A 19,043-nucleotide genomic window follows, 5' to 3' on the forward strand; every position below is an offset into this window, starting at 1 on the left:
CACGCTCTTATTTCAATAATCGAAGTTTCTTCGATATTTGTATTCGATTATCGAACTAAGTGGACGTGCTCATCGATCCGTTGCGGGTCGAGCAGCTCGTCGATCACCAGCGACGCCACACCCCGCGCGCCGATGTCCGCGCCCGCCGTCGACGCCGAGATCTCCAGGCCCTCGGTGGACAGCGGCAGACACTGGTCGTAGACGGCCGAGCGCACCGCGGCGACGTACGCGTCACTCGACGACAGGCTCCCGGCCAGCACCAGGCGTTCCGGGTTGAAGAAACCGACGAGGGTCGCCAGCACCACCCCCGTCCGCCGGCCCGCCTCCCGCAACAGCCGCGTCGCCAGCGGATGCGCGTCACGGGCCAGCGCCGCCACGTCGGCCACCTCCGACACCTGCTCCCCGGCGTACTGCAGGGCCAGCACGATCGAACGCCCGCCGGCCACCGCGTCCAGGCAGCCGGTCCGCCCGCACGAGCAGAGCACCTCGGAACCGTCGGCGACCCGGGTGTGACTGACGTCCCCGGCGATCCCGCGCGACCCCCGGTGCAGCCGGCCGGCCGCGATGATCCCGGTGCCGATGCTCGCACCGGCCTTGACCAGGATCAGATGCTCGGCCGTACGGCCGGTGGCCACGAACTCGCCGACCGCCATCGCGTTCGCGTCGTTCTCGGTACGGACCGGCACACCGGAGATCCCGGCCAGGATCGCCGCCGGATCCACCCCGTTCCAGCCCGGCATCCGCGACGGCGACACCACCCGGCCGTCGGCCGCCCGCACCGGACCCGGCACGGCCAGGCCGATCCCGGCCAGCTCCCGTCCCGGGTTCATCGCGCCCAGCTGCCGGTGCACGGTCCGCAGCACGGCCTCCGGCGACGTCGTGATGTCCAGCGCGATGTCCCGCCCGGCCACCACGGTGCCGGTCAGGTCGTGGAGGCGCAGCGTGGCGTGCCGGGCGCCCAGCTCCACCCCGGCGATCAGCCGCGCGTCGTACGCCAGACCCAGCTTGCGCGGACGGCGCCCGCCGTGCGACGGCCCCTGACCGGACTCGGTCAGATAGCCGTGCCGGATCAGCTCCTCGACCCGCAGGGCCACGGTGGACGGCGCGAGGCCGGTGAGCCGGGAGATCTCCGCCCGGGAGGCCGCCCGGCCGTCGCGGACCAGCGAGAAGATGCCGCCGGCGGTGGTCAGGTCGGCGTGGGGTGCGCGCATGTCACGAGGTTAGAAGGCCGGTGACGAGGGTGCGCAGGCCCTGCCGGTACGTGTCGGTCGCGGCCAGCTCCGGCCAGCGTTCGCCGAGTCCGGCCAGCTGCGGCGCGGCGAACGTCGGCGGCACCGGGGGCCGGCCGGACGAGTGGGCGCGGACCAGGATCTCGCCGACCGTGTAGTACCAGACGGCCCGGAACACGTGGGCGGCCTGCTCCGGTGTGCAGCCGTGGTCGACGGCTCCGGTGAGCAGCGCCTCCACGGTGGACAGGGCGGCGCCCTCGAGGCGTCCGAGGAACCCGTCGGTGGAGAGCACCTCGGCGGCCCACGGCCAGGAGGCCAGCGAGTCGTGGATCGCGACGGCCGCGGCGAACACCCGTTCGGCCGGGTCGGTGGGCAGCTCACCGGTCATGGTCCGGCCCGCGTGCTCGTTGATCAGCAGGATCAGCAGGTCCTCGCGGTCGCGCACGTGGTGGTACAGCGTGGTGGTCCCGATGCCGAGGTCACCGGCAAGGCGGCGGACGGTCAGTCTCTCCCAGCCGTCGTCGTCGATGATCCGCCGGGCGGCGTCGAGGATCTGCGCGCGGGAGGTCGCCGGGGGCCGGCCGGTTTTTGGCACACCATCATCATGCACGCCGATGCTACTTTAGGAACATGTTCCTAAAGGCGGAGTTCCAGGCCCACCTGGACGACATCCACCGTGCCGGCGTCCCCGGCGTCATCGCCGAGATCCGCGACGGCGACCGGACCTGGCGCGGCGCGGCCGGCGTCGCCGACCTGGCGACCCGGCGCCCGATCACCCCGGACATGCGGATCCGCGTCGGCAGCCTGACCAAGACCTTCATCGCCGTCGCGGTGCTCCGGGCCGGCATCGACCTCGACCGGACCATCGGTGACCTGGTGCCCGGCGGGCGCGGCGAGCGGATCACCGTCCGGATGCTGCTCAACCACACCAGCGGCATCCCCGACTACCTGCCCGTCGCGTTTCCCTCCCTGGGCGGCGGCACCCCGGAGAGCATCGACGACAACCGGTTCCGTCACTTCAGCCCCGACGAGCTGATCACGATGGGGCTCGGGCTGCCGGAAGCCACCGGCGGGGTCTACTCCAACACCAACTATCTGCTGCTGGGACAGCTGCTGCAGGGGGAGAAGTCCCTCGTCCCCGACGATCTGCCGCACACCGGATTCCCGGCCGGCCCGGAGATCCGGGGACCGCACCCGAAGATGTACGAGCGGTTCTTCGGCACGATCGACCCGCCCCGCGACTACAGCGTCTACGACATGTCCTGGGTGGGGACCGGCGCCGCCCTGGTCTCCACCGTCGAGGACGTCAACACCTTCTACCGGCAGCTGCTCACCGGGCGGCTGGTCAGCCCGGCGGACCTGGCACGGATGCAGCAGACCGGGCCGGTCCGGTCGTTCCTCGGCGAGACCGTCGACTACGGGCTCGGCCTGCACCGGTTCACGGTCGGCGGACGGACGTTCTGGGGGCACGACGGGACGGTGTGGGGAGCGGACACCCTCACCATGAGCAGCCCGGACGGCCGGCGGCAGATGACCGTCGCGCTCAACACGTCGCGGTGGGCGCCCCGGCCCCACCCGATCGACACGGCTCTGGCGGACTTCACCGAGCAGGCGATGACGGGTGGGGCCGGGTAGTGCTCAGCGCAGCGCGTACGCCCGGATCACGGTCTCGCTGACCGTGTTACCGGCGGTGTCGGCGGCCGACGTGCGCAGCGACACGAAACCGGCACCGGCGGGGTGGGTGACGGCGGCGACCCGCTTGTCACCCGTCCCGCTCAGCGAGGCGGCGCGCCAGGTCTTCCCGTCGTCGTAGGAGACCTCCACCTTCACCGACTTCACCCTGCCGACCGCCGAGTCCGGCTGGTGCTCGACGAACACCGGGATCTCGAATCGGCGACCGGACGGCGCGGTGTTGCGCTCGTCCACCTTCGGCGCGAACCGCACCGAATGCAGCGGCAGACGCTGGAAGTCCTCGCCGGCCACGTGCCCGGACTTGAACGTCCACTTCGCCGTGACCTCGGTCGACAGCGTGTGCGGCGCGCCCCGCTTCGAGGTGGCCTCGAGACGGTAGGTGGCGGTGCCGGCGGGGAGCTCGTACTCGTACCCCTCACCGATCTTGGTGTTGCCCTGGAAGAGCGCGACCGTCTCCTGGGCCACGGCCGACCGGCCGGGGTGACCGCTGCCGTCGCCGGACAGCGGCGGGTCGGCGATCAGCAGGTCGCCCTGGCGGGACACCCAGTACGCGTCGAACGGCGGCTGGGTCAGGTTCGGCCCGAAGACCGCCTTGTTCCAGTCCTGCTCGACGGTCTTGCCGGCCCGGTACCGCCGTGCACCGGCGGTCAGGTAGCTGACGAAGTTCTCCTCGGCGTCCACCTGGTCGAACTCGGCCGCCCACGGGTAGTCCGGGTTCACGAACTCGGCCCGCCGCGCCGGCAGGTCGAACGGGAGGAACGACAGCCAGGCGAGGGCCTCCTCGGAGTACTGCGCGTAGTTGCTCTTGTAACCGGACGTGCCCACCGCTTCGGCGGCGTACGACGCGTCCAACTCGGTGAGCTCGGACAGCTTCGGGCTCTTGGTGAGCCCGTCGAACATCCGGCCCGGCTGGAAGTAGGCCAGATCGGTCGTGTACGGGCTGTTGCGGAAGTCTCCCGCGGCCCCCGGCACGGCGAACGTGCCGACCACCGACGCCAGGAAGTCCGGGTTCGACGCGGCGGACAGCGGGCCGACGAAGATGTCGTCGAACGTGGCCGCGCCGACACCGGTCGACACGGTGACGTCCTCGCCGTACCAGTCGGCGCCGGCCGAGGCGAGCACCGTCCCGGCGTCCGACTGCGGCGGGACGACCTTCACCGGCTTACCGACCCGGGCGTCCACCGTCAGCGACCGGGCAGCGTCGATGGTCAGTTCCGCGTCGGCCAGCGACGAGATCGTCGACTCGCCCTCGAACACCCAGGCGAACAGTCCGTAACGGCCCTTCGGCACCCGCAGCTCCTGGGTGCCGGTCGGTTGGAACGCCTCCACGAAACCGCCGGGGTTGTCCAGGTCCACCAGCACCACCAGGTGGTCGAGGCTCGGCGAACCGTCCCGGTTGATCGTGGTCAGGGTGACGTCGTAGCTCTCCACCTCCTTGTTCACGCCGAGCGGGGTGCTCACGCGTACCCCGTCGGCGGAGACGGCCGTGAGGAAACCGCCGAGCGCACCGTCCGGGACGTCCTTGCGGGTGTCCGCGGTGACCGTGGTCGTCGCGGTGCCACCGGCCGGAACCGTGATGGCGCTGTCGGCCGCCTCGAACACCTCGCCGGTGACCGTCAGGCTCAGCGTGACCGCCGCGGTCCCCGCGTTGCGGTAGGTGACGGTCTTCGTGACCGGCTGGTCGTCGTCGTGCGGCCACTGCTGCAGACCGAAACTGATCGCACCCTCGTCGACCGTCACGGTCTGGGTGATCTCCCGGGCGACGTCCACCCGGCCCGCGCCCTGGTCATACGAGCTGACACCCTCGGTCGGCTTCGCCGAGGCCATCAGGGTGTTCTTGCGCAGCTTCGACGACCAGTCCGGGTGCACCTGGGTGAGGATCGCGGCGGAACCCGCCACGTGCGGGGTCGCCATCGAGGTGCCGGACAGCGTGCCGTAGCCCTCGACCGGCGCCGGACCGGAGATCTGATCGTTCGCGGCCTTGGCGGCCACGATCTCCACACCCGGTGCGGTGATCTCCGGCTTCATCCCGCCGTCACCGACCCGCGGGCCCCGGCTGGAGAACGGCGCGATCTCGTCCTCACGGTCGACCGCACCGACCGACAGCGCCGAGTCCGCCGTGGACGGCGAGCCCACCGAACCCTGGCTGCCGGAGTTGCCGGCGGCGATCACGAACAGCGTGTCGTGCTGCGCCGTCAGGTCCTCGACGGCCTGCTCCAGCGGGTCCACCTCCGGGGTGTCACCGCCGCCCAGGCTCATGTTGACGACCTCGGCGTTCTCGGCGCCCCAGATCATGCCGGCCAGGATCGCCGACTCCTCACAGCCGTAGATCTCGCACACCTTGCCGATCAGCAGCTTCGACCCGGGCGCGACCCCCTTGAACCTGCCGCCGGACGCGGCACCGGTGCCCGCGATCGTGGACGCGACGTGCGTGCCGTGCCCGACGATGTCGTCGACACTCGGTTCGGTGGTGAAGTTCTGCGAACCGGCGACCTGCCCGGCCAGATCCGGGTGCGTCAGGTCGGCGCCGGTGTCCAGCACGGCGACCGTCACGCCGGTGCCGTCGAACCCGGCCTGCCAGGCGGCCGGCGCGCCGATCTGCGGCACACTCCGGTCCAGGCTGATCTGCCGTCGCCCGTCCAGCCACACCTTGCTCACTCCGGTGCTCAGCGTGCGCGCGCCGGCCGGCCCGGCGGTCAGCTCCGACCACAGGCCCGCGTTCGACTTCACCGCCAGCAGGCCGAGCGGCGACAGATCGCGGGTCACTTCGGCGTCTGCCGCGGCCACCGCGGTCCGCGCGTTCTTCGAGCCTCTGGGGTACGTGACGAGCAGCGGAACCGCATCCCCGGCGTTCAGTTCGGCCAGTCCCGTCACGTCGAACAGCCGGCGGTCCAGCCGGCCCTCGCGCAGCAGCCCCACCGCATCCGACGGAATCACGTAGCGGCGGCCGTCCATCACCTGCGTGAGGAACCGGATCTTCTCGCGACCGGGCCCCGCCTGCACCCGGAAATCACTGCCGACCAGGGTCACCCGGTCCCCGGTGAGCAGCGTGACCGTCCGGGGAGCGGCGTCGCCCGCCGTGGCGGTGGTCTGCCCGGTGGGTAACGAGGCTCCTGGTGCCGGCGCTGCCGACGCGGGCGCGGCGAGCACGCCGGCGCCGACGATCGCGGCGGTGATCGGGGCGAGCAGTCTTCGATGCATCGATGCCTCCCGTGCCGGGCCGGTCCCGGCTCGCCATCGACCCTTGCAGATTGATGCAATGGAGGGTCGTGAATATGTGGCGAACTCTGCGACCTTCATCGGAACCGCACGGGAAACTCACAGGATCTTCGATTTCCGGTTGCTCCGTGAGCCCGAGGTCCTCGACCGGTGGGATCCGCCGGGGTCCGCCCGATCGCCGTCGGCGCCGTTCCGCCGATCACCACCGCGGAGTTCTCCTGCCGCCGGATGCGCCGGGGATCACGGGGTCCGCACCGGGAGTCGCTGTCGGCGGGGTGCTCTGCCGCGTACCCCTTGCCCGGGGCTGTCATCGTGGGCCGATGCCTGAATCCATTGTGGATCTTCTGCGCCGTCACGCCGGGGAACGACCGGGGAAGGCCGCGTTCGTCAGCGGCGACCGCGTTGTCGGTTTCGGTCGGCTGGAGGAACTGACGAGGGGGTTCGCGGCGGGGCTCGCGGCCCGTGGCGTGGAGCGCGGCGACCGGGTGATGATCTGCCTGCCGGCCGGGATCGACGCCGTCGTCGCGGTGCTCGGGGCGGTACGGGCGGCGGCGGTCGGGATCCCGGTCGACCCGCGCGCCTCGACCGCCGAGCGGGCGGCGCTGGCCGCGGACAGCGCGCCCCGGCTGATCGTCTCCCGGCAGGACCTCGGCGTCGGGGAGATCGTCGACAGCGGCCGGGGCAGGGCCGCCCGCGACGACCTCGGGATGGACGAGGACACCTGGATCCACTACACGTCGGGCAGCACCGGGCAGCCCAAAGGCGTCATCTCCACTCAGGGCAGCTGGCTCGGCATGCTGGAGGGCTCGCTCGTCGAGCACCTCGGGTTCACCGCCGACGACCGGATGCTCTGGCCGCTGCCGATCTTCCACGCGCTCGGGCACGCCCGCGGGGTGCTCGCCACGGTCCGGCTCGGCGCGACCACCACGATCGTCGACCACCCCTCCGACGAGGAGCTGATCGCCGCGCTGGAGAGCACCGATCCGACGATCCTCACCGGGGTGCCGACGGTCTACCACCGGCTGATCGCGGCCCTCGGCGAGCGGCGGCCGGCCGTCCCGCACCTGCGGATGTGCGTCACCGGCGGCGCACCGTGCCCACCGTCGCTGCGCGCGGCGGTCCGCACCCTGCTGGGCGCGCCGTTGATCAACAGCTATGGGAGCACGGAGACCTGCGGGGCCATCGCGATGGAGACCCCGGGCCGGGAGCCGGTCGCGGAGGGTTCGGTCGGGACGATCCTTCGCCGGGTACGCGTCGCGGACCCGTCCACCGGCGTTCCGGTCCCGCCCGGCGCCGAGGGCGAGGTTCAGGTCGGCGGCCCGGGGCTGATGCGGGGCTACCTGGGATCGCCGGAGGCGACCGGGTGGTACCGGACCGGCGACCTGGGCCGGCTCGCCGGTGACCAGCTGATCCTGACCGGCCGGGCCCGGGACCTGATCATCCGGGGTGGCGCGAACGTGCACCCGGCGGAGATCGAGACGGTGCTGCTCGGGCTGCCCGGCGTCGCCGACGCCGCGGTGGCCGGGCGCCCGCACCACCGGCTCGGGCAGGTCGCCATCGGGTACGTGGTGCCGTCCGGCCCGGACGTCGACGCCGTCACCCTGCTCGCGGCGGTGCGCCGGCGGATGTCCGCGGCCAAGGCACCGGACGACGTGGTGCTGGTCGAGTCCCTGCCGCGGACCTCGTCCGGCAAGGTGATCCGGGACCGGCTCGGTCAGGTCCCGGAACCGGACGACCCGGTCGTCATCGTCGCCATGTCCTGCCGCTATCCCGGCGGGGTGGGTTCGCCGGAGGACCTGTGGCGACTGGTCGACGACGAGGTCGACGCGATCACCCCGTTCCCCCGGGACCGCGGCTGGGGCCCGGACCTGTTCAGCCCGGACCCGGACCGGGCCGGCCACAGTTACGTCCGGGAGGGCGGCTTCCTGCACGACGCCGCCATGTTCGACCCGGCGCCGTTCGGCATCGCCGACGCCGAGGCCGTCGCGATGGACCCGCAGCAGCGGCTGCTCCTGGAGACGGCCTGGGAACTGTGGGAACGGGCCGGCATCGACCCGGGCACGATGCGCGGCAGCGACACCGGCACGTACGTCGGACTGATGTACCGCGATTACATCGATCTCGCCGAGAATCTGTCCGCGGAGATGGAGAGCCACGTCGGCATCGGCTCGGCGGGCAGCGTGGCGTCCGGGCGGATCGCGTACACGTTCGGGCTCACCGGGCCGGCCGTCACGGTCGACACCGCCTGTTCGTCGTCGCTGGTCGCACTGCACTGGGCGGCCCGGGCACTGCGGGCCGGGGAGTGTTCGATGGCCATCGCGGGCGGCGTGGCCGTGATGGCCACCCCGACCCCGTTCAGCGCGTTCAGCCGCCTGCGCGGGCTGGCCCCGGACGGGCGGGTCAAGGCGTTCTCGGCCACCGCGGACGGCACCGCATGGTCGGAAGGGGCCGGCCTGCTGCTGCTGGAGCGGCTCTCCGACGCCCGCCGGCACGGGCATCCGGTGCTGGCGGTACTGCGGGGCAGCGCGGTCGGTTCGGACGGCGCGTCGAACGGGCTGGCCGCACCGCACGGTCCCGCGCAGCAGCGGGTGATCCGGGCGGCGCTGGCCGACGCCGGGCTGGGACCGGCGGACGTGGACGTGGTGGAGGCGCACGGCACCGGCACCCTGCTCGGGGACCCGATCGAGGCGCAGGCGCTGCTGGCGACGTACGGGCGGGACCGTCCGCCCGGCCGGCCGCTGTGGCTGGGCACGATCAAGTCGAACATCGGGCACACGCAGGCGGCCGCGGGGGTCGCCGGAGTGATCAAGATGGTGGAGGCGATGCGGCGCCGGACGATGCCGCGGACCCTGCACGTGGAACGGCCCAGCGAACACGTGGACTGGACGGCGGGGGACGTGCGGCTGCTGACGGCGGCGCGGCCGTGGCCGTCGGCGGACAGACCGGCCCGGGCGGGCATCTCGTCCTTCGGGATCTCCGGAACGAACGCCCACGTGATCATCGAGGAGGCGGCGTTCACGGAGGTTCCCGGCGCGGTCGACCACGCCGGCCCGCTGCTGATCTCGGCGGCGGAGCCGGTCGCCCTCGTGGAACGCGCGCGGCAGCTGCGGGACCGTCCGGAGATCGCCCCCGCGATCAGCGCCGGCCGGGCCGCCCAGCGCCGGCGGGCGGCGGTTCTCACCCCGGCGGCGCTCACCGCCCTGATCGACGGCCGTGACCATCCCGGCCTGGTGACCGGCGACGGCCGCCCGCCCGGCGAACTGGCCTTCCTCTTCCCCGGCCAGGGCGCTCAACGCCCCGGCATGCGGGACCTGCCGGGGTACGACGTCTTCCGCGACACCTTCGACGAGGTGATGACCGTCCTCGGCGACCCGGTCCCGGCCGGCACCGACCCGGACCGCACCGAGAACGCCCAACCACTCCTGTTCGCGTACGCGGTGGCCGCCGCCCGCCTGCTGGACTCGTGGGGCGTCCGCCCGGACGTGGTGGCCGGCCACTCGATCGGGGAGATCGCGGCGGCTCACATCGCCGGCATCCTCACCCTCGAGGACGCCGCCATGCTGGTCGCCGCCCGGGCCCGCCTGATGGGCGCGCTGCCGGACGGTGGCGCGATGGCCACGCTGCCCCTCGGCGAGGAGGAGATCCGGCCACTGCTGCCGGCCGGCGTCGAGATCGCCGCGGTCAACGGGCCCCGGTCCGTGGTGGTCTCCGGAGACGTGGACGCGGTCGCCGGTCTCGCCGCCGGCCGGGGCACTCCGCTCCGGGTCAGTCACGCCTTCCACTCGGCGTACATGGACCCGGTGCTCGCCGCGTTCGAGCAGGTGGCGGCCACGATCACCTACCGTCCGGCGCGACTTGCGGTGATCAGCACGCTGACCGGCCGACCGGCGACCGGCGACGATCTGCGCTCGGCGCGGTACTGGGTGCGCCAGCTCCGCGAACCGGTCCGCTTCGGCGACGCGGTCCGCCGCCTGCCCCGGCTGGTCGTCGAGATGGGCCCGCGGCGCAGCCTCTCCCCGCTGGTCCCGCAGGGCACCGTCGAGGCCTCCGCGAACGGTGCGGCGGCCCTGTGGGCACACGGCGTCCCCGTCGACCGGGCCGCGCTGCTCGGCCGTCCCGACCCGCGGGTCGCCGCGACGCTGCCCACCTACCCGTTCACCCGCCGGCGTTTCTGGATCGGTGCCGGGGCCGCTCCGGTCTCCGGCGATGTCGGTGCCGCCGCGGCCGGAGGAGTCACGGCGCTGCTCGACACGATGACGGTGGTGTCCGGAACGGATCGCCGTGTCGCCACCGGCCGGCTCTCCCTGGCCCGCCACCCGTGGCTGGCCGATCACGCCATCGGCGGGGAGACCGTCGTCCCCGGGACGCTGCTCGTGGAGGCGGCAGCCACGTTCGCCGCCTGGGCCGGCGTCCCCGAGATCACCGAACTGGTCATCGAACGACCGATCGTGCTCGCCGCCGACGAGTCGGAACTCCGGCTGCTCCTGGCCGAACCGGCCCCCGACGGCAGCCGCTCCCTGGAGATCCACGTCGACCGGCTACGGCACGCGTCCGGTCGCGCCGCGGCCCTCCCGGAAGCCGAATCGCCCGCCCGGGACCGGACGGCCTGGCCCCCGCCGGGCCACCCGGTCGACCTCACCGGCTTCTACGACGACAGCGGCTACGGGCCGGCGTTCCACGGCGTGACCGCGGCCTGGCGCTCGGACGGCGAGGTGCACGCCGAGATCCAGCTCCCGGCAGCCGCCACGGCGAGCACCGGGCTGCATCCCGCCCTTCTGGACGCGGCCCTGCACCCGGCGCGGTTGCTGGACGGTGCTGATCGCGTACCCCGCATGCCCTTCCTCTGGTCCGGGATCCGCCGGCACGGTGCCGCCACCACCGCTCGTGTCCGGATCCGTCCACTCGGGCCGCACCGGATCGAAGTACACGTCGCCGACACCGCCGGACGGCCCCTCCTCGAGATCCGCGAACTGACCCTCCGCCCGCTGCCCCAGCCACTGTTCCGCGAGGTCCTCGTCCCGGCGCCGCACACCCCGGACGAGACCCCGGCCCCGGTCACCCTGGACGTGCCGATTCCCCCGCAGACCAACCCCGATGGTGTACGCGCGAAGCTCTGGACCGCCCTCGACCGCCTCCGCACCCTGCTCTCCGGGACCTCGCGTGTCGTGGTGACCACGAACTCCGCGGCCGTCGCCGGTCTGGTCCGGGTGGCCGCCGCCGAATACCCCGGACAGGTCGGCCTGGTCGAACACGACGACACCGCGGAGTCGCGGTCGGCCCTGCCCGGGGCGGTCCGGGCCGCCGCCGTCGAGAAGGAGATCCGGGTGACCGGGGGAGAAACGGCCGTTCCCCGGCTGGTCCGCGCCGAGATCCCCGAGGCCGGCGGCGCGGGGAACCGTTTCGGGGGCGGGACCGTGCTGATCACCGGCGGATCCGGGGCACTCGCGGCGGTACTGGCCCGGCACCTGGTCGCCATGCACGGGGTACGGCACCTGCTGCTCGCGTCCCGCCGGGGAACCGCCGCCGCCGACCTGGCCGCCGACCTGTCCGCGGCGGGCGCGACGGTCACCCTGCGACCCGTGGACGTGGCCGATCCGGATCAGCTGACGGCGGCGCTGGCCGCGGCCCGCCCGCCGGTCACCGCGGTCGTCCACACCGCCGGGGTGCTCGACGACGGCCCGATCGCCACGCTCACCCGCGACCGCTGGGACGCCGTCCTGCGCCCCAAGATCGACGCGGCCTGGCATCTGGACCGGCTGACCGGGGGACTCGCCGCGTTCGTGCTGTGCTCGTCGGCGTCCGGGCTGCTCGGCAACGGGGGACAGGCCGCGTACGCGGCCGGCAACGCGTACCTCAACGACGTCGCCCGAAGCCGGCGCCGCGCCGGAAAGCCCGCCCTGGCACTGGCCTGGGGACCGCTCGCCCTGGACGGCGGCATGCCGTCGGCGGGCTCCCGGCTGCGGCCGATGACACCGGCCGAGGTGACCGCCGCCTTCGACGCCGCCCTGCGCGCCGACGAGCCGGTGCTGGTCCCGATCATCAAGCGGCCACCGGCCGCCGCATCGCCGGCCCGGTCACGCCCGGTGGCCGCGGCACACCGTCCCGCCGAACAGCCGACGCGGTCCGCCTTCGCCGATCTCGACGGAAAAGAGCTGGTCACCGCCCTGGAAGCGCTACTTCGTGAGGAGGTGGCCGGCGAGATCGGGCACGGGGATCCCTCGATGGTGGACATCCGGGGCGCGTTCACCGATCAGGGATTGGATTCGGTAAGTTCGATTCAACTGCGGACGAGGCTGGTGGCGGCGACGGGGGTGGCGATGCCGGCGACGGTGGTGTTCGACCATCCGACGCCCGCCGCGCTGGCCCTCTGGATCGCCGAGACCCTGGAGTCGGCACCGCCCGCGGAGACCCCCGACACCCTGCCCGCGATGTTCGCCGCCATCGTCGACAGCGGTCACCACTGCATGGCCGTCAACCTGGTGATCAGCGCCTCGGTCACCCCGATCACCGCCCCCACGCGTGTCCCGATCATCCCGGTCCCGTTGAAGGAGACCGCCGAAGGACCGATCCTGATCGGCGTGCCGTCGTTCGGCCCGGCCGGCGCCGCGGAATTCCGCGGCCTGGCCCGCGCCGCCGACCAGGCGCTGACCGTCCTGCCCCTGCCGGGATTCGCCGACCGTCGGCACACCCCGGACTCCCTCGACGACCTGACCGAACGGCTCACCGAGGCGGCCCTCGACGCGGCCGCCGGCCGCCGGATCGTCCTGGTGGGCCGGTCCAGCGGCGGCGTCCTGGCCCAGGCCCTCGCCGAGACCATGGAGGCGCGCGGCGTCGTCCCGGCCGGCCTGATCCTGCTCGACACGTACGAGCGGGTGCTCGGCCTGCTCACCGAGGAGTGGATGGCCGCCCTGATGACCGGAGGGCTCCGCCGCGTACCCGAAAGGAACGCTCTCCTCACCACCGGCACCTACATGCGGCTGATCCGCGACCGGCGGCCCGCCCCACTGACCGCGCCCAGCCTGCTCGTGGCCGCCACCGACCCGGTCCCCGGCATGCCCGCCGACGGCTGGCGCGCCACCCGGTCGGTGCCGCACGAGCGTGCCGAAACCCGCGGCGACCACTTCACCATGCTCGACCGTCACGCCGCCGAAACCGCGGCCATCATCGGAAAGTGGGTACCACGGTGACCTCGTTCCCCGCCCTGTACGCGCAGACACAGGGCTTCACCCTCGGCGCACCGCACCGGTTCACCGTCGCCCCCGACGGCACGACCGTGCTGTTCCTGCGCTCGGGCGGCGGCACCGACACGGTGGGCAGACTCTACGCCCACGACGTCGCCACCGGGGAGGAACGCCTGCTCGCCGACCCGGCCCACCTGGACGCCGGCGACGACACCCCGATGACCGACCGGGAACGCGCCCGCCGGGAACGCGCCCGCGACCGGTCGGCCGGCATCGGCGGCTACTCCACCGACGCCGCCGTCACCACGGCCGTGTTCACCGTCGCCGGCCGGCTGTACGCCGTCGACGTCCGCACCGCCCAGGTGACCGGCCTGAACGCGCAGGAACCGGCCGCCGAAGCCCGGATCGACCCGACCGGGCAGACCGTCGCGTACGTGTCCGGCGACGAACTGCGGGTCGTCGGCCGTGACGGCAAGGAGGACCGGGCACTGGCCACCCCGGACGGACCCGACATCACCTGGGGCCTGCCCGAACACGAGGCGTCCGAGTCGATGGACCGTTTCGAGGGCCACTGGTGGGCGCCCGACGGCCGCAGCCTGATCGCCGCCCGGGTCGACAACACACCCGTCCAGATCTGGTACGTGTCCGATCCCGAACACCCGGAACGCCCGCCGACCGCCCTGCGCTACCCGTCGGCCGGCACCCCGAACGCCGAAGTCACCCTGCACATTCTCGGACTGGACGGCGCCCGCATCCCGGTCCGGTGGGACGCGGAGACCTTCGAATACGTCACCAGGGTCACCTGGGACGACACCGCCCTGCTGGTCTGCGTGCAGAACCGTCCGCAGACCGTGATGCGGGTCCTGGCGGCCGACCCGGTCAGCGGCGAGACGATGCTGGCAGCCGAGAACACCGACCCGCGGTGGACCACCATCGTGAACGGCCTGCCCGCCCACACCGCCGCGGGCCGGCTGATCTGGTCGGTCGACGACGGCGACACCCGGCGCCTGACCGTCGACGGGATTCCGGTGACCCCGCCCGGCCTGCAGGTCGAGGAGGTGCTGGCGGTCGACGGCGAGACGGTGCTGTTCGCCGCCCGCGACGAACCGGCCGAACGCCACCTGTGGACCGTGGACACCACGTCGATGTCTCCGGTTCCGTCTCCGGTTGCCGAGGTGCCGTCGTCGGTTCCGGTTCCGTCTCCGGTTGCCGAGGTGCCGTCTCCGGCTCCGGCTCCGGTTCCGGTCGCCGGGGCGCCGTCTCCCGTCCGGGTCACCGCGGCGCCCGGCATTCACGACGGCACCCGCGCGGGCGGCGTGACCGTAGTCGTCGCGCACACCCTGGACTCCGACACGGTCACCGTCGACGGCCGTCCCCTGCGCAGCCTCGCCGTCGAACCACCACTGCGCCCCCAGGTCCGGCTGGCCGCCCTCGGCACCCGCGAACTGCGCACCGCCGTGCTGTTCCCGACCGGGCACGTACCCGGCTCCGCCAAACTTCCGGTACTGCTCAGCCCGTACGGCGGCTCCGCAGCCCAACGGGCCGTCTCCGGCCGCGCCTGGTACTACGCCCAGCAGTGGTTCGCCGACCAGGGCTTCGCCGTGATCGTCGCCGACGGCCGCGGCACCCCCGGCCGCGGCCCGGTCTGGGAACGCGCCCGCCTCGACGACCACGCCGGCCCCCGCCTGCAGGACCAGGTGGACGCCCTGCACGCCGCCGCCGACCGTTACGGTGACATGGACCTGACCAGGGTAGGCATCCGAGGCTGGTCCGCAGGCGGATACCTGGCGGCGCTGGCCGTCCTGCGCCGCCCCGACGTCTTCCACGCCGCGGTGGCCGGAGCACCCGTCACCGACCAGCTGCTCTACAGCAGCCATTGGCAGGAGCGCACGCTGGGCCTACCCCATGAAAACCCTGCGGGGTACGCGCAAGGCTCCCTGATCGCCGACGCCCCGAACCTGAGCCGCCCCCTGATGCTGATCCACGGTCTCCTCGACGACAACGTCCTCCCCGTCCACACGATGAAGTTGTCGGCGGCCCTGTTCGCGGCGGGCCGCCCGCACACGGTCCTCCCGCTTCCCGGAGCCACCCACATGGGTAACACCGCCGACCGCATGTGGGAGATGGAGCTGGCTTTCCTCCGCAACGCGCTCACCCACCCCGCCGCCGGTCCCGGCGTCCGCTGACCGGGTCGCTCACCCAGTCACGCCCAAGGTGGTGCACCCATCCCGCCGCCGGTCCCGGCGTTCACTGACCGCGGACCGGGTCGCTCATCCGGTCACACTCAAGGTGCGCCCACCCCGCGGCCGGTGCCGGCGTCCGCTGAATGCCCTCCGATCAACCGGTCGGGAGCTCCCACCCGAGGCGCGCAACACGTCCGTGCCCGCCTCGCCCAAGGTCCGGCAGACGTACCCAGTCGCATGATCGGGTGCGCCGGCAGCCCTCAGCCGCCGGTGGCCGCACCCGTCCAAAGGATTGGGTGCGCCCATCCGACCCGTCCCATCCCGAACGGTTGGCAGCCGCACCCAAGCCGGTCATCGGGTGCGCCGGCATCTCCAGTAAGCGGTGGCCGCACCCAACCAGGTGGCCGGGTGCGCCCGCCCGTCCCGGACGGGTGGCAGGAGCGCCCAGTCGCATGATCGGGTGCGTTGGCAGCTCACAGCCGCCGGTGGCTGCACCCGATCATGGGTTCGGGGGCGCTCACCTGTCTTGAATGGGTGGTAGGCATGCCCAGTCGCATGATCGGGTGCGCTGGCAACCTCAGCGGGTGGTGGCCGCACCCACTTACTTGATCGGGTGCGTCGGCAGCTCCAGAGGGCGGTGTGCGTCCCCGATCAGAGCTCGGGTGCGCTGACCGCTCCCGGGGGAGGCAGGCGTACCCAAGCTGGTTGTCGGGTGCGCTGACCGCTCCCGGGGGAGGCGGGCGTACCCAAGCTGGTTGTCGGGTGCGCTGACAGCTCCAGCGGGCGGTGAGTGCACCCGATCAAGAGATCGGGAGCGCGGGCCTGTCTTGAACGGGTGGCTGACGTACCCGGTCGCTTGATCGGGTGCGTCGGCAGCTCCAGCGGGCGGTGAACGTTCCCGATCAAGGGGTTGGGGGTGCTCACCTGTCTTGAATGGGTGGTGGGCGAACCCAGTTACGTGATCGGGTGCGCTGGCAGCTCCTCGCAGGCGGTGAGTGCACCCGATCAAGGGTGTGGGTTCGTTGGCCCGGCCTTGGCGGGCGGTGGGCGCACCCGATGATTGATCGGGCTACGTCACCGTCGTAGGCGCCCGCGATGACGCGCGTTTGGCCAGTGCTGGTGAGCGCATGGTTGACGGTGACGACGCGTATATGGCCAATGGTGGTGAGCGGATGGCTGACGGTGGTGACGCGCGTAGGTCCAGTGCTGGTGGTGAGCGGATGGCTGACGGTGGTGACGATCGCATACGCGCTGTTCGGTGCACTGAACGGGATGCGGTGGTGGCGTCGGCGGGGGAGGGCTGTGCGGCGCCGGGTTGTTGATGTCCGCTGTTCGCGGGTGAGACCGAGAGCGGGAACCGGACACGTTCAGTAATGGTGGCGCCCTGGGAGGAAGTCTTGTTCAGCGGTGGTGGCGGCCTGCGGGTGGTCGGGCTGGATGGGGCCTGTTCGGTAGTGGCGGCGGGTTCTGGTGGCGGCCTGCCGGTGGTCGGGCGGGGAGTGGGGCCTGTTCAGCGGTGGTGGCGGGTTCCGGTGCCGGCCAACGGGCGTTCGGCCCGGACGGTGGCCGGCACCATGGCGGCGGGGGTTGCCAGGATGGGCCGTAGGGCGGGTACCGCGCGCAGGAACGTCACCGCTCGGGTTGCGGGGCGCAGCACCAGCAGGGTGACCAGGGCTGTCAGGGTGGCGCCCAGGAAGAAGCCGGTCAGCACGTCGTGCGGGTAGTGCACGCCTACGAAGACGCGCGAGAACGCGGCCGACGTCCCCACGATCATCGCGGCGATGCCTAGGCGCCATGAGACGAGGAAGACGGCGATGAACAGTGCGCCGGCGATTGTCGAGTGGTTGCTGGGGAAGGACCAGTCGCCGACCGGTGGGCATTCGGCGGCGACGATCGGTAGGCCTACCGCGCGGCAGGGGCGTTCTTCGGTGAGGAAGGTTTTGGCGACTTCGCTGGTCAGGTAGGCGGTTACGCCGGCGGCCGGGCCGACCAGGGCCAGCGCCATCGTCGTCGCGGGGGCGCTGCGGGCGCGCCACCAGGCGGCGAGCCACAGCAGCATCAGCAGGATGATCGACAGTTCGGTGAAGTGGCGCATGAAGTCCTGCACCCAGGCTGGTGAGGCGGTTGCCACGCCGACGACGTCGCGGTAGAGCTCGGTGGAGAACGCCGGTGGCAGCAGACCCATGTCAGCCTTTCGTCCCAGGGGGCGATTTGCCTGGATCTTAATTGCTGTTCACCTGTGAGACACCTGGGGGTCGGCCCGGGGCGTCAACGAAAAATTGACAATGTGCGCGAGGATCCGCGGCTAGTTTGAGTATTCATGACTCAACTCCTGCGTAACAGGAATGCTGCCGTGTACCTCGGGGCTGTTCTCGTCTCCGGATTCGGCAGCACCGCGATGATCCTTGTCGCCGGAGTCTGGGTGATGTCACTGACCGGCTCCAGCAGCCTGGCCGCCGCCGTGGGCTTCCTGATGTACTCCCCGACACTGGTCGCACCCCTGCTCGGCGCCCTCGTCGACCGGACCCCGCACCGCCGGGCGGTGCTGGTCGGCGTCAACCTGGCGATGGGGCTGATCCTGTTCGGTCTTCTGCTGGTCCGCAGCGCCGACCAGGTCTGGCTGATCTTCGTGGTGATGCTGCTCTACGGCGTCAGCTTCGTCGTCCTCGACGCCGCCGAGACCGCGGTCCTGCCCGCCGCGGTCGACCGCGAGCTGCTCGGTGACGTCAACGGCCTGCGGATGTCGATCTCCGAGGGGGTGAAGCTGGTTGCGCCGCTGGTCGGCGCCGGTCTCTTCACGATCGCCGGCGGTGCCGGTGTCGCCGTCCTCGACGCGGTCACCTTCCTCTCTGCCGCGGCCCTGTGCCTCATGTTGCGCTTTCATCCTCGGGGGTACGACCGGAGCGTGCCGCAGTCCGCCGGCGGGCTTCGCGACTACCCGGCTCTGCACCGTCTCGTCCTCTGTGGGGCGGCGGTGACGTTCACCAGTGGCGTCAGCGGCGCGATGCTGTTCGCCGTGATCAAGGACGGTCTCGGGTACGCGCCGGCGTACGCCGGGGTGCTCTCCGCCGTGCAGGGGGCCGGTGCGATCGCGGGTGGCCTGCTCGCCGGTCCGCTGCAGCGCCGGTTCCGGGCGCAGGTGTTCGTCGGCGCGGCGATCGCCGTGTTCGCCCTGAGCCTGGGTCTGCGGGCGGTGCCGGCGACGGTCCCGGTGCTGGCGTCCGCCCTGCTGGCCGGGGTGTCCCTGCCGTGTGTGCTGATCGCGATCGCGACGACGGTGCAACGGGAGGTGCCCACCGAGCGTCTCGGACGGGTCGCCGGCGCCGTCAACCTGTTCACCTTCGTCCCGATCGCCGCCGGTCAGGCTCTCGGTGCCGTGCTGCTGTCCACGGTCGACCGGCGGATCGTGCTCGCCGCGGTGGCCGTCGTCGCCGCGTCTGCCGCCGCCGTCTGTCTGCGGCCCGTGCGTGCCACGGTTCCATCGGGGACGTGAACGTCCCCGATGGGCGGATGCGTGCCGGTGGCGTGACAGGCGCGCG

General features: G+C 72.5%; 7 protein-coding genes and 1 pseudogene. 4 read left to right on the forward strand and 4 right to left on the reverse strand.

What is annotated here, in order from left to right:
* Positions 1 to 47: 47 nt before the first annotated feature.
* The gene (locus QSK32_RS35810; RefSeq protein WP_045747734.1) at positions 48 to 1,211 is read right to left on the reverse strand and encodes an ROK family transcriptional regulator; all 1,164 of its coding nucleotides are present in this window, start codon (positions 1,209 to 1,211) and stop codon (positions 48 to 50) included.
* Position 1,212: 1 nt separating this feature from the next.
* Positions 1,213 to 1,824 carry a TetR/AcrR family transcriptional regulator gene (locus QSK32_RS35815; RefSeq protein ID WP_045747733.1) on the reverse strand — a complete coding sequence of 204 codons (612 nt, stop codon included), beginning with the start codon at positions 1,822 to 1,824 and terminating at the stop codon, positions 1,213 to 1,215.
* Positions 1,825 to 1,859: 35 nt separating this feature from the next.
* Here QSK32_RS35815 and QSK32_RS35820 point away from each other — a divergent pair, with 35 nt between their 5' ends.
* Positions 1,860 to 2,864: a serine hydrolase domain-containing protein gene (locus QSK32_RS35820; RefSeq protein ID WP_045747732.1), complete on the forward strand. Its 1,005-nt coding sequence runs from the start codon at positions 1,860 to 1,862 to the stop codon at positions 2,862 to 2,864.
* Between the two features lie 3 nt (positions 2,865 to 2,867).
* Here QSK32_RS35820 and QSK32_RS35825 read toward each other — a convergent pair whose 3' ends face one another.
* Positions 2,868 to 6,122 (reverse strand): S8 family serine peptidase, encoded by a 3,255-nt coding sequence (locus tag QSK32_RS35825; RefSeq protein ID WP_052721196.1) that lies wholly within the window; start codon positions 6,120 to 6,122, stop codon positions 2,868 to 2,870.
* Positions 6,123 to 6,496: 374 nt separating this feature from the next.
* Between QSK32_RS35825 and QSK32_RS35830 the strand changes: the two are divergent.
* Both QSK32_RS35830 and QSK32_RS35835 read left to right on the forward strand, forming a co-directional pair.
* Positions 6,497 to 13,255: pseudogene (locus tag QSK32_RS35830) on the forward strand (SDR family NAD(P)-dependent oxidoreductase); the annotation flags it as partial.
* A 56-nt stretch (positions 13,256 to 13,311) separates the two neighbouring features.
* Positions 13,312 to 15,507 carry a S9 family peptidase gene (locus QSK32_RS35835; protein WP_285474418.1) on the forward strand — a complete coding sequence of 732 codons (2,196 nt, stop codon included), beginning with the start codon at positions 13,312 to 13,314 and terminating at the stop codon, positions 15,505 to 15,507.
* Positions 15,508 to 17,014: 1,507 nt separating this feature from the next.
* Here QSK32_RS35835 and QSK32_RS35840 read toward each other — a convergent pair.
* Positions 17,015 to 17,689 carry a phosphatase PAP2 family protein gene (locus QSK32_RS35840; protein WP_285474419.1) on the reverse strand — a complete coding sequence of 225 codons (675 nt, stop codon included), beginning with the start codon at positions 17,687 to 17,689 and terminating at the stop codon, positions 17,015 to 17,017.
* A 135-nt stretch (positions 17,690 to 17,824) separates the two neighbouring features.
* Between QSK32_RS35840 and QSK32_RS35845 the strand changes: the two genes are divergently transcribed.
* On the forward strand, positions 17,825 to 18,997 hold the full coding sequence (locus tag QSK32_RS35845; RefSeq protein ID WP_285474420.1) for an MFS transporter: 1,173 nt from the start codon (positions 17,825 to 17,827) through the stop codon (positions 18,995 to 18,997).
* Positions 18,998 to 19,043 lie beyond the last annotated feature (46 nt).

Origin of the sequence: Actinoplanes sp. NBRC 101535, from assembly GCF_030269225.1 — a bacterium.
GTDB classification, from domain to species: Bacteria; Actinomycetota; Actinomycetes; order Mycobacteriales; family Micromonosporaceae; genus Actinoplanes; species Actinoplanes rectilineatus.